At 61.5% G+C, this 12,952-nt stretch carries 12 protein-coding genes and 4 pseudogenes; 7 read left to right on the top strand and 9 right to left on the bottom strand.

The window, feature by feature from the left end; translation table 11 throughout:
- The first annotated feature begins 34 nt into the window (after positions 1-34).
- Positions 35-1,420 carry an ATP-binding protein gene (locus QN397_RS22760; protein WP_323501973.1) on the top strand — a complete coding sequence of 462 codons (1,386 nt, stop codon included), beginning with the start codon at positions 35-37 and terminating at the stop codon, positions 1,418-1,420.
- Between the two features lie 167 nt (positions 1,421-1,587).
- Positions 1,588-1,938, top strand: a complete 351-nt coding sequence (locus QN397_RS22765) for a hypothetical protein (RefSeq protein WP_323501974.1) — start codon at positions 1,588-1,590, stop codon at positions 1,936-1,938.
- A gap of 414 nt (positions 1,939-2,352) precedes the next feature.
- Here the strand turns inward: QN397_RS22765 and QN397_RS22770 are convergent, their stop codons facing one another.
- The 6 genes and pseudogenes from QN397_RS22770 to QN397_RS22795 form a co-directional block, all read right to left on the bottom strand.
- Positions 2,353-3,150 (bottom strand): transcriptional initiation protein Tat, encoded by a 798-nt coding sequence (locus QN397_RS22770; protein ID WP_323501975.1) that lies wholly within the window; start codon positions 3,148-3,150, stop codon positions 2,353-2,355.
- Positions 3,132-3,917: an extracellular solute-binding protein gene (locus QN397_RS22775; protein ID WP_323501976.1), complete on the bottom strand. Its 786-nt coding sequence runs from the start codon at positions 3,915-3,917 to the stop codon at positions 3,132-3,134. The genes QN397_RS22770 and QN397_RS22775 overlap by 19 nt, the downstream gene beginning before the upstream one ends.
- A 204-nt stretch (positions 3,918-4,121) precedes the next feature.
- The gene (locus tag QN397_RS22780; protein WP_323501977.1) at positions 4,122-5,513 is read right to left on the bottom strand and encodes a chloride channel protein; all 1,392 of its coding nucleotides are present in this window, start codon (positions 5,511-5,513) and stop codon (positions 4,122-4,124) included.
- Positions 5,514-6,059: 546 nt separating this feature from the next.
- A complete protein-coding gene (locus QN397_RS22785) occupies positions 6,060-6,548 on the bottom strand; it encodes a phospholipase D-like domain-containing protein (protein ID WP_323501978.1) in 489 nt (162 codons plus the stop codon).
- A 44-nt stretch (positions 6,549-6,592) separates the two neighbouring features.
- A pseudogene (locus QN397_RS22790) lies at positions 6,593-6,814 on the bottom strand (IS3 family transposase); the annotation flags it as partial.
- Positions 6,815-6,826: 12 nt separating this feature from the next.
- Positions 6,827-7,015: a hypothetical protein gene (locus QN397_RS22795; protein ID WP_416352354.1), complete on the bottom strand. Its 189-nt coding sequence runs from the start codon at positions 7,013-7,015 to the stop codon at positions 6,827-6,829.
- Between the two features lie 267 nt (positions 7,016-7,282).
- On the opposite strand from QN397_RS22795, the gene QN397_RS22800 reads away from it, so the two are divergent.
- Genes QN397_RS22800 through QN397_RS22815 form a run of 4 tightly spaced genes read left to right on the top strand, consistent with a single transcriptional unit; the run spans position 7,283 to position 10,187 of the window.
- On the top strand, positions 7,283-7,558 hold the full coding sequence (locus QN397_RS22800) for a DnaJ domain-containing protein (RefSeq protein ID WP_323501979.1): 276 nt from the start codon (positions 7,283-7,285) through the stop codon (positions 7,556-7,558).
- A 6-nt stretch (positions 7,559-7,564) separates the two neighbouring features.
- Positions 7,565-8,140, top strand: coding sequence for a hypothetical protein (locus QN397_RS22805; protein WP_323501980.1), 576 nt, complete (start codon positions 7,565-7,567; stop codon positions 8,138-8,140).
- Positions 8,141-8,169: 29 nt separating this feature from the next.
- A complete protein-coding gene (locus QN397_RS22810; RefSeq protein ID WP_323501981.1) occupies positions 8,170-8,916 on the top strand; it encodes a hypothetical protein in 747 nt (248 codons plus the stop codon).
- A 29-nt stretch (positions 8,917-8,945) separates the two neighbouring features.
- Positions 8,946-10,187 carry a hypothetical protein gene (locus tag QN397_RS22815; protein ID WP_323501982.1) on the top strand — a complete coding sequence of 414 codons (1,242 nt, stop codon included), beginning with the start codon at positions 8,946-8,948 and terminating at the stop codon, positions 10,185-10,187.
- A 59-nt stretch (positions 10,188-10,246) separates the two neighbouring features.
- Here QN397_RS22815 and QN397_RS22820 read toward each other — a convergent pair.
- Positions 10,247-10,909, bottom strand: a pseudogene (locus QN397_RS22820) (IS3 family transposase); the annotation flags it as partial.
- A 392-nt stretch (positions 10,910-11,301) separates the two neighbouring features.
- On the opposite strand from QN397_RS22820, the pseudogene QN397_RS22825 reads away from it, so the two are divergent.
- Positions 11,302-11,448: pseudogene (locus QN397_RS22825) on the top strand (IS5/IS1182 family transposase); the annotation flags it as partial.
- A gap of 363 nt (positions 11,449-11,811) precedes the next feature.
- Here the strand turns inward: QN397_RS22825 and QN397_RS22830 are convergent.
- Entirely contained in the window at positions 11,812-12,609 is a 798-nt protein-coding gene (locus QN397_RS22830) for an SDR family NAD(P)-dependent oxidoreductase (RefSeq protein ID WP_323501983.1), read from the bottom strand.
- Positions 12,606-12,952: pseudogene (locus QN397_RS22835) on the bottom strand (hypothetical protein); the annotation flags it as partial. The gene QN397_RS22830 and the pseudogene QN397_RS22835, both read right to left, overlap by 4 nt.

Consider the following 12,952-nt stretch of genomic DNA (forward strand, 5'->3'; position numbering starts at 1 on the left):
TCGGTTGAAAGCGGAAGTACCAGCGGACACCCCATTGCCCTCCACCGGGCGATCGGCGCAGGTCACCAGACGGCCATGGAGCCTGCGGCTGCGTTTGCTGAGCATCATCGGTGTGTCGTTGTTGAGCGTCTGGAGTCTGGTGGCAGTCTGGATGCTCATCGACGTGCGCAATGAACTTCGTTCCGCACTGGACGATCGCCTCGCGGCCTCGGCAAGGATGGTGGCGGGTCTCATGCTCCAGCTTCCGGCGGGCGCGCCACCGGGAAGCTCTTCGCAGTCTGCGTCGCCTCTCGATGTCATTGCGCGCGACGGCCTGGCTTGCGAGGTCAGCCTGCTGCGGGGTGAGGTAATGTTCCAGACTGTCGCACGCACCACCGGCAGTCCGAGTCTGGCAAGTGCGCCAACGGGCTACACCACGCGAAGCTTCGGTGGCAAGGAGTGGAGAACTTACGTCCTCGAGCAAGGAGGCATCCGAATTGCAACTGCCGATCGCATTGATGTGCGAGAAAATCTTTTGCGCGACATCGCACTGACCGCAGGCATCCCCTTCGCCTTAGCGTTGACAGGCAGCCTCGTGCTGCTGTGGTTCGGCATTGGCCGCGGGCTCCGACCGCTGGAACAATTGCGTGTGGCCCTCGCGCTTCGACGGCCTGACGACGCCAGTGCCCTGCCGGCCATGTCTCCACCGCCTGAGCTGCGCCCGCTCGTGGAAACGGTAGAGCGTCTGTTGGCTCGCACACATGCAGCGATCGATCGCGAGCGTCGATTCACCGATGACGCGGCGCATGAGCTGCGCTCGCCCCTCACGGGCATCAAGACCAACCTGCAAGTCTTGCAGCTCGCCTCCAGCAGGCCAGAACACGAAGGTTTGGCTGGCCAGGCATTGAGCTCTGCAGAGAGCGGTGTATTGCGATTGCAGGCGACGCTTGACCAACTGCTCATGCTTGCCCGACTGGACGGCCGACCGGCAGCCGGCGAGTTTGCGCCCGCCGATGCAACGACCGCAGTTCGGCAGGCTGTCGACGATGCGCAGGCCAATCCCTCCGTAGCGCAGAACATCCAGATCGAATGCCCGCCCGGGCCTATCACCGTCATGGTTCCTGCACCGTTGTTGAATTCGGCGCTGCGCAATTTGATCGACAACTCGCTGCGCCATGGCGCTGGTAGCACCGTCTTCGTTCGTGTGGAATGTGCAGATTCAGGGACAGTGCATTTTTTGGTTGGAGACCAGGGGCCTGGCCTGACCGACGAAGAGTGCGCACATGCAGTGGAGCGGTTCTGGCGTCGCGGCGTCGGCGGCAGCGGGCTCGGACTGGCGATCGTCAAAGCGATCGCGGACCGCTACGGCGGCTCGCTGAGCTTGCTGCGCGGCGCAGCGGATGGCCTCGAAACCCAACTCATCTTCCCCGGCCACCGATGAACTCCTAACGGTCTGAAAAAATCATGTCTCCACGAATTCCATTTGGCGACAGCCCTGCATCGTCTTGGGATCGTCGTTTCGCCGTCGACGGCTATCTCTTGGCGATGCGCCCAATCGTTGATTGCGTGAACATGAGCTGAAAGGTTCTCTTCTCAAAGGACAACATGATGGACACACGCAAGAACATCGATCGCCCGCTCATCGAAACCAGCGTGAAGCGCAAACCGAGTGGCTTGTCCGCTCACATCCTGCCGACGTCGGCCACCATGATCGGCGTGTGCATGACGGTACTGTCGATCAGTCACCTCGGGCCAACCGCAAGCGAGTGGCACATGCTTGTCGACAAGCTGCTGGCGATCGATGCGCTGGTTTTTCTAGGCAGTGCGCTGATGTCGTTCGTCGCGATGCGCGCCTATCGTTGGGAGGCACGTCTCGAAGCATGGGCCGAGGTCGTTTTCATTGTGGCGCTGGGATTGCTTGCGCTGGGCGCTGTCGTGCTTGCCTTCCGTATCTCGTGAGGCGGCAGATCCGGGCGTTAAAAGTTCGCTGCCCGAATTTGATTTCGTGCACATGACCATGCCAAACGCTTTTTCTGCCGCAGGGAGTGTTTTGGGTAGGCGCTCACTCTGAGTTGGAGAACCAGCGTGGGATCATTGAGATCGCGGTGAAAGTCGGCCAGCTTGTCGACTTCAGGCACAGTGAACTCAAATCCCCGATTTGGCGAAGGGTCGTTCGCGCACTGCTGTCGTAGAGGATAAATTGCAGTGTCCTCTTTTACGGTCAGTCGCACCGTGCCAGCCGATGAATCAATGCTGTATCCGACGATATAAAAAGCAGCCCATCAGGGCCACCATGGTTCGAAACATGAGCCGTTTCCTGAAAAAGAGCAGTACCTGCAACGCCAGTGCTTGACGTCTGGCCGCGGAAGTCCGCTACTTGGCGTAAGTGAACCCCTTGCGCAATAGCTCAGGCAACGTGCCAATCGCACCGGGACTCAGGACGACGCCTGCAATCAAGTGGTTGGTGAATTCCGCAGCCATCGCTTCATGCGACAAACCATCAGGATTGACGCCAGCTTTGATCCTTGCTCCGGTAATCTCCCAAACTTGGTTATGGCATGCAATGAAGACGGCGCCACGGCGTTGAAGCACCGGGATGCTGTTGGCCTCCGACGAATAAAACCCGTCTGCCTTCTGCACGTCATCGAATCCGTGCGTGCCCGCATCGGGGACTTTTGAAAAGGTATTGGTGTCCAACTTTCCCTTGGTGAGTTTTGCGAATTCGTACTTCGTCCAAATGAAATCGTCGTAAAGCGCGAGGTGCGCCGTTCCGTGCGTCGCAGACACACAAAGGAAGTTTGGGTGCCGAAACGAGAAGACCTGCGCATTCATCGAGTTGCGCATCAAATTGAGCCAAGGCCCATCGATTTCCGTGTTATCGAAGGCTTGCTTGGGGTTGCCGCGGTATGCAAGCACAGCGTCCAACGCTTCGTGGTCCCACTGGTCACGGCTGTCCAGAATCATCGGCACCGTCTTGAAGTCCCTGCGTCGCGGCGCTTTGGCGAGGGTCGATGAAAGTTCGCGCAACAACCTGGACCCAGGTGGCAGTGCAAGCTCGGAATCCTGGGCAAATGCGTTCTTTGCACCCAACACAATCGTTCCAGGCACCAGAGACGCGGCGAGAAACGACAGCACGTCGCGACGGGACGATTTCACAGGGTCAGCGTGCATTCCAGCCCCACTTGGTAAAGATTTTTTTGGCCTTCTGGTGACTGCAGGAAGGCTACGAAGGCCTTGGCTTGTGAGTTTGACTCGCCCTTGCGGGTGATCACAACGCCAGCATCCCGGTAGATCCGAAACGGTTCATCCATCTCCACAAGCTGCGCGAGTTCTGGGTTGGCTACCTGCCAGATGTCCCAGATGAGCCACGCGTCAATGCTTTTGTCCTTCACCCAGGTGTCTTTGGCAGCTCCGCTGTTTGCGGATTCAGGAAAGACCATGTTCTTTCGGAATGCCTTGACCATCGAAAGATCACCCGTTCGGCCTGCCACGTCCTCCCACAATCCGGTCTGCCCTGCTCCGGCGACAATCAACACCTTGACGCCAGGAGCAAGCAAGTCCCGAAAACCTTTGATGGCCTTGGGGTTGCCCGGCCGAACCAGAATCGCGACCGGTCGCAGATAGATCGGTTCGGCCTGCGCAAGGTCGAAGGAGCCCGGTAATGCTTTGGCAAAATCGGTCATCATGTTTTCGGCGCCGCTGAAGACGACGTCAGCGTTCTTTTTGGCTTGCTCCACCCATTGAGAGGTGGGCCCAGCCGAAACATTGACAGTGATGTTGTTCGCTTTGCCGAAAGCCGCGGCAGCTTCCTTCATCGCAGGGGCAGGTCCACCTGGGCCATACACGTTAAGGGATCCTTGGGCCCAAGCCATGGGGACGGCAAGCCCGCCAAGAGCAATGGCGGCAAAGATGAATTTGACTAATCGATGGAAATGCATCTGGATGTCTCTATGTTTTTTGGAAGAAAGCCGTGCTCATGGCTGATGACTGCCTCCGCGTTTTAAAACTATGATCGCGGCGATCAAGGCATGTTGTAGGAATCGAGAGTCACAAGCTCCTGTCAAAACCCTGTTCGCAAAGCCACGACATGATGATGGTGGCTTGAGGGACAAGCCGAGGGCCGCCGAAGTTCCGCTACTCAGCTATTTTTGCTGTTGTCCTAGGTCTAGTAGGTCGGGGCGTTGTTCGACTGTTCGCGGCGATTCGATCGGGTTGCCGTAGAGGGGGCGGGCACCGAACTGCGTGCTGATCGCATAAGCCACGCCGCAGGCCAGCATCACTGGAACGGTGAGCTGGAATTGATTTGTCATCTCCAGCACCATCACGATCGCCATCAGCGGCGCATGGGTGACTGCGGCCAGCACCGCCGCCATGCCGACCACCGCGAGCAGACGCGGATCGCCCACCCACGCCGCCGGCAACCAGAGCGCCGCCACTTGGGCCAAGACACTTCCAGCGGTCGCCCCGACGAAAAGCGATGGCGTGAACACACCGCCGATCGCACCGCTGCCCGAACTCAGCGTCGTCGCCACCACTTTTGCGAGCAGCACCCACGCGAGCCATTGCCAGGCGTGGTCACCGTGAAGCACCTGCGACACCACGCTGTAGCCATTGCCCCAGACCTGCGGCACCCAGGCCGACAACAGCCCCACGAGCAAGCCCCCGAGTCCCAGGCGCAGGACTGGCGTACGGATTCGCGCGAAGCAGCTTCGCCCTGATTCGAGCAGCGCCAGCAACCCCCAGCCCAACCCGCCGAACAGCACGCCGGCGAGCAAGGCGATGCCGAGGCTCGTCGGTGCCATGACGACAGGCGGAACGTCGTAGAGCGGTTTGGGTTCGACCAGCCAGTAGATCAGTGAACTGGCCGTGGCCGACGCGATCAGCACCGGAGCGACCGTATGGCGCGCGAGGAAACCGAGCGCCAGTTCAAGAACGAAGACGACGCCGGCGATGGGTGCGTGATAGGCCGAGCCGATGCCTGCGGCGATGCCGCACACCAGCAGCGTGTTGCGTTGTTCCGGCGCCGTCGCGACGAGTCGTGCCAGCCGCGCACTGACCCAGGCAGCCAGTTGGACCATCGGCCCTTCGCGTCCGATGGAAGCGCCCGTGCCGACGGAAAAGAGCGCGGACACGGTGCGTGTCAACGTCGTTCGATCGTTCAGGTCGACTCTTCCTGCGCGCGCGGCATCGATGTAGTCGAGGTTCGCCGCGCCGCCCGGGCTCCGCCTGGCCCAGGCCGTTCCGCCTTGCAGGACCAGTCCTGCGAGCAAGCCGCCCGCGGTGCAGACCAGCGCGCGGTGCCAGGGCGACAACGATAACGCGGCTTCGACCAGTCCGCCGCGCCGCCCGGTCGCGAGTTCTTCGAACCATTGCGTCAACCACCGGAAGCCCACGACGGCAGCCGCAGCGAGCGCGCCGGTAACAGCTGCCCACCACCAGATGCGCAGCGTTTCGGCCGCCGGTCCCATGGCCCACAGGCGCGCTCGACCGCTTTTGAGAGACGCTTTTTCTTCGGAGGTTTTGTTGGCAGCCACGGGATCTCAGTTCAAAACGCTTGCAGTGCGACACGAAGGGTTGCAGGTCGCGCCACACGCGCTTAGGCCGGTGGTGGACCTAAAAGAAGCGGCGTGTCAGAGGACACCACGCAGGTTCGCAACAAAAACAGTCTGCCAGCGTCAGACGGTCTTGTGCGCGTACAGCGTCAAGCGAGACGAGTCAGAGTTTTTCGGTCGAATCCTGGTTGTCCTGAAGGATACTGTCTGCACTGCACAGCCTTTCACAGGCCGGCGACGGAGGCCGATGTGTGTTTTCTAAGGGGGCTGGAATCAGTCTTGAAACGGACGTTCCAATAAGCGAACGGAACGTCGGCAATCGCTGCATAGCAGTCGTGCCGCCAACATTGGCGTCGCTAACGGGCTATCAACGGTCAACCGCTTTGCGGCTGCTGCACGCTTCCGAAGTGTCGCTAACGATAACGACAGTTATCACTGCCTAAACTTAAGGCGCGCAAAGATCAAGGAGAAAAATAGGTCTATGCTTCCTGCGTTTGCAGCAAAGGATCAACGCTATAGTCGTTACGCTTAATGGCCATCCGGCCAGAGCGAACAGCTAGCTGACAACGCCTGAGCCCATTTACCAAACGAACGCGCGACTTCCCCCTCGACCATGACACCTGACTCTATTGAGTAGTCAAGTCCTGAACTCGTGAAGTTTGCGCTCCCTACGTACGCGCGCACGCCGTCTGCAATCATAAGTTTTGCATGAATGAACGGCGATGCTCCATTAATCGTCTTGGGCGCAAGGATCGCTACTTTCGCACCTGCGATTTGAAGCAAGTTCTTAAAACATCGAACGCCCTGCTGGTCTTCCGTGGCGATCCGATTCGCTGATTGTGTGTAGACGATGACGGATACGCCGTCATAGCGAGCGCGTCCAACAGCCGCAAGAAGAGACTTGACGCCTTCAACGCGCCAGTACGGCGAAAAGACGACGAGCTCGCGCCGAGTCTGCGCCAGCATCTGCCCTAAAGAGACCAGCAAACTGCCACCCCAAAGACCTGTGTTCGTCACGACTGTGAATCGCCCCGGGATTCGTGGAGGCTGATTGGTTTAAGTCAGGCCGCCACCGTGGTGGCTTGACTGGCGAGTTGCCGGTAGTAGTTTGCCTCAGCTTCTGCAGGCGGGATGTACCCGATGGGTTCGAGCAGCCGTTGGTTGTTGAACCAGGACACCCATTCGAGCGTCGCGAATTCCACGGCCTCCTTGGTCTTCCACGGTGCTCGGCGATGAATCAATTCGGCTTTGTAGAGTCCGTTGATGGTCTCGGCCAAGGCGTTGACGCTCCTATGTCAAGCGGGGCGCACGGAGTCCGCCAAGTCGGCAAGGATCAGCGGGTAAAGCTCGCGAACGATGTAGCGCTTGAGGCAGCGATGGATTTCCTTTTTCGACAAGCCCTCTTCGGTGCGCCTGACGACGTAGTCGCGGGTGCGGGCATCATTTCTCATTCGAACCATGGCGATGGTCCAGAGGGCGTTCATCGCCCTCGCGGCTGATTTTTTAAGTTCACGGGCTGCACCGGGCTCCCAACCCAGCCTGCAATACCTCCGCGGTGTATCAGGCCGACGACCAGCGAGCGTCGGCAGCGCATCCGCGAGACTAAGGCATCAATCGGACCTTGAAAGAAGGCCTGGCATCAAGGCGAAGCCAATGCCGTGTCACCCAGCACCGGGCTTCTGACCAAAGATCATGCAGAATCGTCGCCTTTTGCGGTTCGCCGTGACACCCGTAACGCACGAAGGCACCGCATGCAAGACCACTATCTCGCCCTGGGTGTCAGTAGTAGCGCGAGCCTGGCGGACATCAAGAAGGCCTACCGCCGCCAAGCCGCCCGACACCACCCGGACCGCAGCTCTGCCCCGGATGCCGCCACGCGTTTCCGCGTAGTACAGGAGGCCTATGACATCCTCGGCGACCCGGCCAAGCGTGAGACCTACGACAACAACCGCAAGCGTAATCTTCTCGACGATCCGATCGAAACGGCGCGCGGTATCTGGTCAGACTATTTTCAACGGCTCATCTAGGCCTCGATGCACGTATCCCCCTTCTTCCGCAATCTGCATTCCTCCTACCTGGCCGAACTCGACGACATGCGCCACGACTCCGATGGGCAGTTCGTGCTGGACCGGCGGCTGGCCGAGCGGCGCAGCGAGATGGCGTTCCTGGTCAACATGCTGGAAGTTGCTCCCGAGATGGTGGCGGTCTTGCTGCACAAGGCCTTCCACTTCACGTCCACGCCGGCTATGGACCAGTTGCTGACCTGCGAGTCCGGAGACCTTACCGCGTGGGAGAGCCTGCGGGAAAGCATCGACATCGCCCCCTGGGCCAAGGCCACCGTGCAATTGCTGCGTGAGCAGGCCGCCGGTGACAACTTCCTGAGCGTGGCTGCCGCTTTGGAATACATGGCGGGCAGCACTCGGCATGCGCCAGTCCTTACAGGCGACCAGGACGACAGCGAAGAAGACGCGGACAACCCCGATGCCGAGCACGACACGGACGATCGCCATCCGCTGTCGGCCGACGACCTGGACGACGCCGATGGCCAGACCCGCGAGGACGCCCGCGCTGACTGGATGGCCGAGCACGGCTTCGACCGCAAAGACTGAATTGACCCGCGCGCAAAGCACCCACCTCAATGAACCACCTCGCCCTGATCACGAAGACCCAGAGCCTGATTGCCGCAGGCGACATTGCCGGCGCCGAGTCCGCCCTCACAGAACTGGCCGACACCGAGGGCGACAGCGCGCTGATGGTGGTGCTGGACCAGTTGGAGCCCAAGGACATCCTGGCAGTGATGCGCGAGTACGACCCGTCCCGCGAGTCGGTTGTGAGCCTGCTGGTCACCCCCGCGCAGTTCGCGCACGCCATCGTCATTGAGAAGCGCTACAAGGATCTCACCCACACGCACCTGCGCGGCATGGTGAACGCCATCGTCTTCCGGGAGGACGCGGACCCAGTGGCGTTCTTGACCGCCGTGGGCGATCTGGAGGGCGGCAGCGAAGCCATGGCCAACTACTTCGCCGAGAAGTGGGCGCGCATCGAATCCTTCGCCCGCAGCGGGAACTTTGACACCGATGAAGAAGACGGCGAGATGATGTCCGAGTCCGAGCTGCTGGCGTCGGCCTACCTCAGCCCCAGGGTCCATCTGGACGAGGTGGCCGACCAGGACTGGATGGAGCTGGCCTGGCGCATGCGCTACGAGTGCCCCGACCTGTTCACCGAGACCTTGCTCGTCTTGCGTGCACAGGCGCGCGCCCATAACCTCGGCGTGGGGAACGAGGAAGAGTCTGATGAAGAAGACACGCGCGTGGAGACCCGCGACACCGACCGCGGCCACGGCACACCGGCGGCGCGCGACGACGAGGAAGAGTCGGCGATCTGACGGCCCCATCCACAGCGCCTGAATCCACGATGTCCACGCCCTCGCATATTGCCCCCCAGCCCGTCGCTCTGTTCGACGAGCGGCCCTTCTTCGAGAAGGCCCTGCAGCACGGCGTGCGCCACGGCATCATCGCGTCCGACAAGCTGGCCGCCATGTGCCAGGAAGCGCCCAAGGGCATGGTGCAGATCGCGCGCTATTTCGGCACCGAGTACCTGCGGCCCGACCTGGAAAGAGCCAGGGACCGGCTGATCAACCTGGTGAGCTTGTACCTGGAACATTCGACCGGCGGCGACCTGAATCAGGCCGCCGAGTCCCTGCGCGACCACAGTTTGCTGTCGCGCTCCAAGGGCGGCTCAGACATGCTCAAGGCGCTGATCGCCATGCCCCAGAGCAGCCATTTCGGCATGCAGGAGCACGGAGTCTTCAAAGACAAGCACATCCCCTTGCTTGCCAAATGGTCCCTGCGCAGCCTGCCCGAGTACCAGGCCGAGCGCGCCGCGCGCAGCCTCGCTACCACCTTGGTGGAAGCAGCCGTCTGGATGGCGGCCCAGCTGGGCCTGGATGCCGATGACCTGGAGGATGCCGGCAAGGACGCGGAGGCCGTAATGCGCACAGCGCTGCTGGTGCGCGCATGCCGGCGCAGCGCCATGCCGGATTGGACCGCGTTCGAGAAGATGGTGCTGGGCCTGCGTACGAAATACGCGTCGCGGGCCGATGACCAGGCGGCGCCGGTCCCCATGGGCTTGCCCAAAGACCTGCCGGCGAAGTACCTGGCGGTGGTGAAGTCCGTGCGGGCTTCTGTCGTGCAGGACATGCCCCGGATTCTGGATGCCACGCTCAGCGTGCGCAAGCTCTTCGACCAAACGCCGGCCCTCCTGGGCCGCTATTTCTGGTCCGAGGACACCATGGCTGACCTGGACCATTTCGAGCGCAGCGACAGCCTCTTGTGGAAGAAGGCCACCGCGGGCCACAGCGACGACAGTTCGCTGCTGACACTGTTCCTGCGCATCGCCACGCACGGCAAACACGCCACGCTGCTGACCGGAAAGACCGCAGCAACCTTGGTCAAGAAGATCCGGACCTCAGGCCTGGATGCCGATCTGCCCCGGCAGTTCGTGCTGCAGCACGCCCCGGTGTCGCTGCGGCGCGACTACCTGCACCTGTGGAACGCCTTCATCGACGAAGCCGAGCCTGTGCTGCGCAGCGACGGGGTGCAAGCCACCGAGGATGCGTTGGCGCTGCTGCGCCAAGAGTGCAATATCGCCGACTAGGCATAGAGCGAGGGCGCTCCCCTGGATATGCCATGAGGCCCAAGCTTCGTCGGTAATCACATCGAACGCGTCAGCTCGGCATCCGCGATACGTGCCAGCCATCCCGGCCATCGATAGTGGGCACCGCGATCCGAATGCACGACAGGCCCGTTGCTGCCGATGTCGATCGTCTCCATAGCGGCATCCAGCATCGTGTTCATGCGCTGCGCGTCCGGGCGCATCCCGATCGTCCAACTGACCACCTTGCCATCGAAGCAGTCGATCACGGGCGACAGGTACACCTTGCCTGCCGGAATGTGGAACTCCGAGATGTCGGTGAGCCATTTCTCGTTGGGAGCACCCGCGGTGAAGTTGCGGTTGACGAGGTTTTCTGGCGCTGGACTGATCTCGCCCAGATAGGAACCATACCGACGCCGCTTGGGCGTCGCAGCGACCAGGCGCTCATGATTCATCAAGCGCTGCACCACCTTCTCACAAATGTGCATGCACTGGCTGCTCAGTGACGCCCGCATCCGACGGTACCCATAAGCACCACCACTGGCGGCGAATGCAGCTTTCAAATGCACGCTGGCTTGGCATACTGCAGGCGGGATCTGCCTGCGTTTGCGTGCCGCGTAGTAGCCTGAGCGGCTGACCTCCAGCACCCGGCAGAGTTGCTCCACCGGCACGGCGTTGTCCTTGTGTTGCAGCTGCTCGATGAATTGGAAGCTCATCGCAGTTCGCGGGCAAAGAAGGCCGAGGTTTTTTTAACGTATCCACATCGCCTCGCAGTTGCTTGTTCTCGGCTTCGAGTTGACGGATGCGCTGATGCTCGGCGGCCCATCCGAGTGTGCGAATTCCTTAGACCAGGACATTCTTCAGTGGTAGCACAGAGCCGGCTCCGAACGGAGCAACGGCTATCGATGAAGGCGCAGCGATCTTTCATGCGCTCCTCACCGCTGAGTTTCTCTTGTGCCTTGCCATTGAGTTGGTGGCCAAGGCGCGTTATCTGAAGTTGCATGGCCCGACGGAGGACATTTACACCCATCAAACGCTAGGGAGACGCTGATTTATTGATAGATCCCGGCACGCCTCATGCATGCACCGAGAGCATCAAATTTCGAGGGCAACGGACATGAACCAACGCAGCTTTGCCAGCGCCGAGTACGCATTGAAGAAGAAGCGAACGCGCCGCGAGAAGTTTCTTGCCGAGATGGAGCGTGTCGTGCCTTGGAGCCGCTTGATTGCCGTGATCGAGCCGCTGTATCCGACCAGTGGACAAACGCTCTGAAGGGCTGGTATCAATCGTATGAGCAGGGCTCGGATCTACCGCACGGCTATGCGCGCACCAAGCCAAACACTCACCGGCGCAGCAGACGCTGGCCATCGAGCATTACCTCGCGCGCGGGCGCCGGCTGCGTTGGACGCGGCGCGGCTCTTCGGACCGTAGTCATGGTGCAGCGGCGTGTGCAGCGGCCGGACCGGCTGTGGTGTCAGCCGGCCGATACTCAAAGGTCCCGCGCAAGTTTGAGCAAGCTCCCAGCTTCGGCGGCGCCCTTGCCTGCGGGATCGTTCTCGTCGAGCGATTGCGCTGAAGGCCCGGTCTACCACCCGGCGAACGGTGGATGACCAAGCCCTCCGGTCATCAGCCGATCGATCGCACGATGCCACCATCGACGCGCAATGCGGCGCCCGTCGTAGCGGAGGCCTGCGTCGAGCAGATGTAGACCACCATGTTCGCGACCTCCTCGGTGGTCGCGAAGCGGCCCAGCAGCGAACTCGGGCGCTTCGTGTCGACGAAGTCTTTCTGCACCTGCTCCAGAGTCTTGCCTTGTTCGCGCGCCACCGGCTCCAGCCAGTTCGTGAAAATCTCCGAGCTGGTCGGCCCCGGCAGAACGGAATTGACCGTCACCCCGGTACCGGCGACGGTTTCGGCCACCCCTCGCGAGATCGCGAGCTGAGCCGTCTTCGTCATCGCGTATTCGATCATGTCCTTCGGAATGTGCAGAGCGGACTCGCTGCTGATGAAGACCACGCGGCCCCAGCCCCGGTCCACCATGCCCTGCAGGTATCGGCGAGTCAGGCGCACGCCGCTCATGACGTTGAAGTTGAAGAGGTTCAGCCAGTCGTCGTCGGTGAGTTCGCTGAAAGTCTTCGGAGCGCTGGCGGTGCCGAGGTTGTTGACAAGGATGTCGGCGTGCGGCGCGCGTTCGGCGAGCGTCGCGGCGCCCGCTGCGGTAGCCAGGTCCGCGGCGACGCCGTCGAGATCAGCCCCAGGCACCGTGCCGCGAATGTCTTCGATGGCGTGCTGGACGCGCGCCTCCGTGCGGCCGGTGACGACGACGCGTGCACCGGCAGCGGCGAGCCCGCGAGCGATGGCGAGGCCAATGCCGGCGGTGGATCCGCTAACGATCGCGATTTTGCCGTTCAGGTCGATGTTCATTGGATTTTCCTTTTGTTGAGGTTGGAGTGATTCGAGGTTGATGGGAGTACCGCGTCCCAGGTTGCATGGGCCGCCGACAGGCTCGCTGCAGCCAGCAGGGCCAGCACAGCCCAGGGCAGCGCCGCGGCTCCATACGAGGACAAGAGCGCGGCGCCGAGAAGGCCACCGCCCGCCATGCCCGCGTTCCAGACAGTGACCAGCATGGACTGCGCCAGATCCGGCGCTTCGCCAGCGGCTCGCGCCGAGGCGGTCTGGAACAGCGTCGCCGTCCCACCGAAGGCCAAGCCCCAGAACGCGATGCACGCCAACAGGACGGCAGCCGAGTGCCCCAGCAGACCAGCCA

Origin of the sequence: Variovorax sp. RTB1 (assembly GCF_035018765.1) — a bacterium.
In the GTDB taxonomy this organism is placed as follows: Bacteria; Pseudomonadota; Gammaproteobacteria; order Burkholderiales; family Burkholderiaceae_C; genus Variovorax.

Excerpts from the sequence above, each read along its gene's own strand:
- QN397_RS22765 (WP_323501974.1), top strand. The coding sequence starts at position 1,588 with ATGGACACACGCAAGAACATCGATCGCCCGCTCATCGAAACCAGCGTG.
- QN397_RS22770 (WP_323501975.1), bottom strand. The coding sequence starts at position 3,150 with ATGCACGCTGACCCTGTGAAATCGTCCCGTCGCGACGTGCTGTCGTTT.
- QN397_RS22775 (WP_323501976.1), bottom strand. The coding sequence starts at position 3,917 with ATGCATTTCCATCGATTAGTCAAATTCATCTTTGCCGCCATTGCTCTT.
- QN397_RS22795 (WP_416352354.1), bottom strand. The coding sequence starts at position 7,015 with ATGAACGCCCTCTGGACCATCGCCATGGTTCGAATGAGAAATGATGCC.
- QN397_RS22800 (WP_323501979.1), top strand. The coding sequence starts at position 7,283 with ATGCAAGACCACTATCTCGCCCTGGGTGTCAGTAGTAGCGCGAGCCTG.
- QN397_RS22805 (WP_323501980.1), top strand. The coding sequence starts at position 7,565 with ATGCACGTATCCCCCTTCTTCCGCAATCTGCATTCCTCCTACCTGGCC.
- QN397_RS22810 (WP_323501981.1), top strand. The coding sequence starts at position 8,170 with ATGAACCACCTCGCCCTGATCACGAAGACCCAGAGCCTGATTGCCGCA.
- QN397_RS22815 (WP_323501982.1), top strand. The coding sequence starts at position 8,946 with ATGTCCACGCCCTCGCATATTGCCCCCCAGCCCGTCGCTCTGTTCGAC.
- QN397_RS22830 (WP_323501983.1), bottom strand. The coding sequence starts at position 12,609 with ATGAACATCGACCTGAACGGCAAAATCGCGATCGTTAGCGGATCCACC.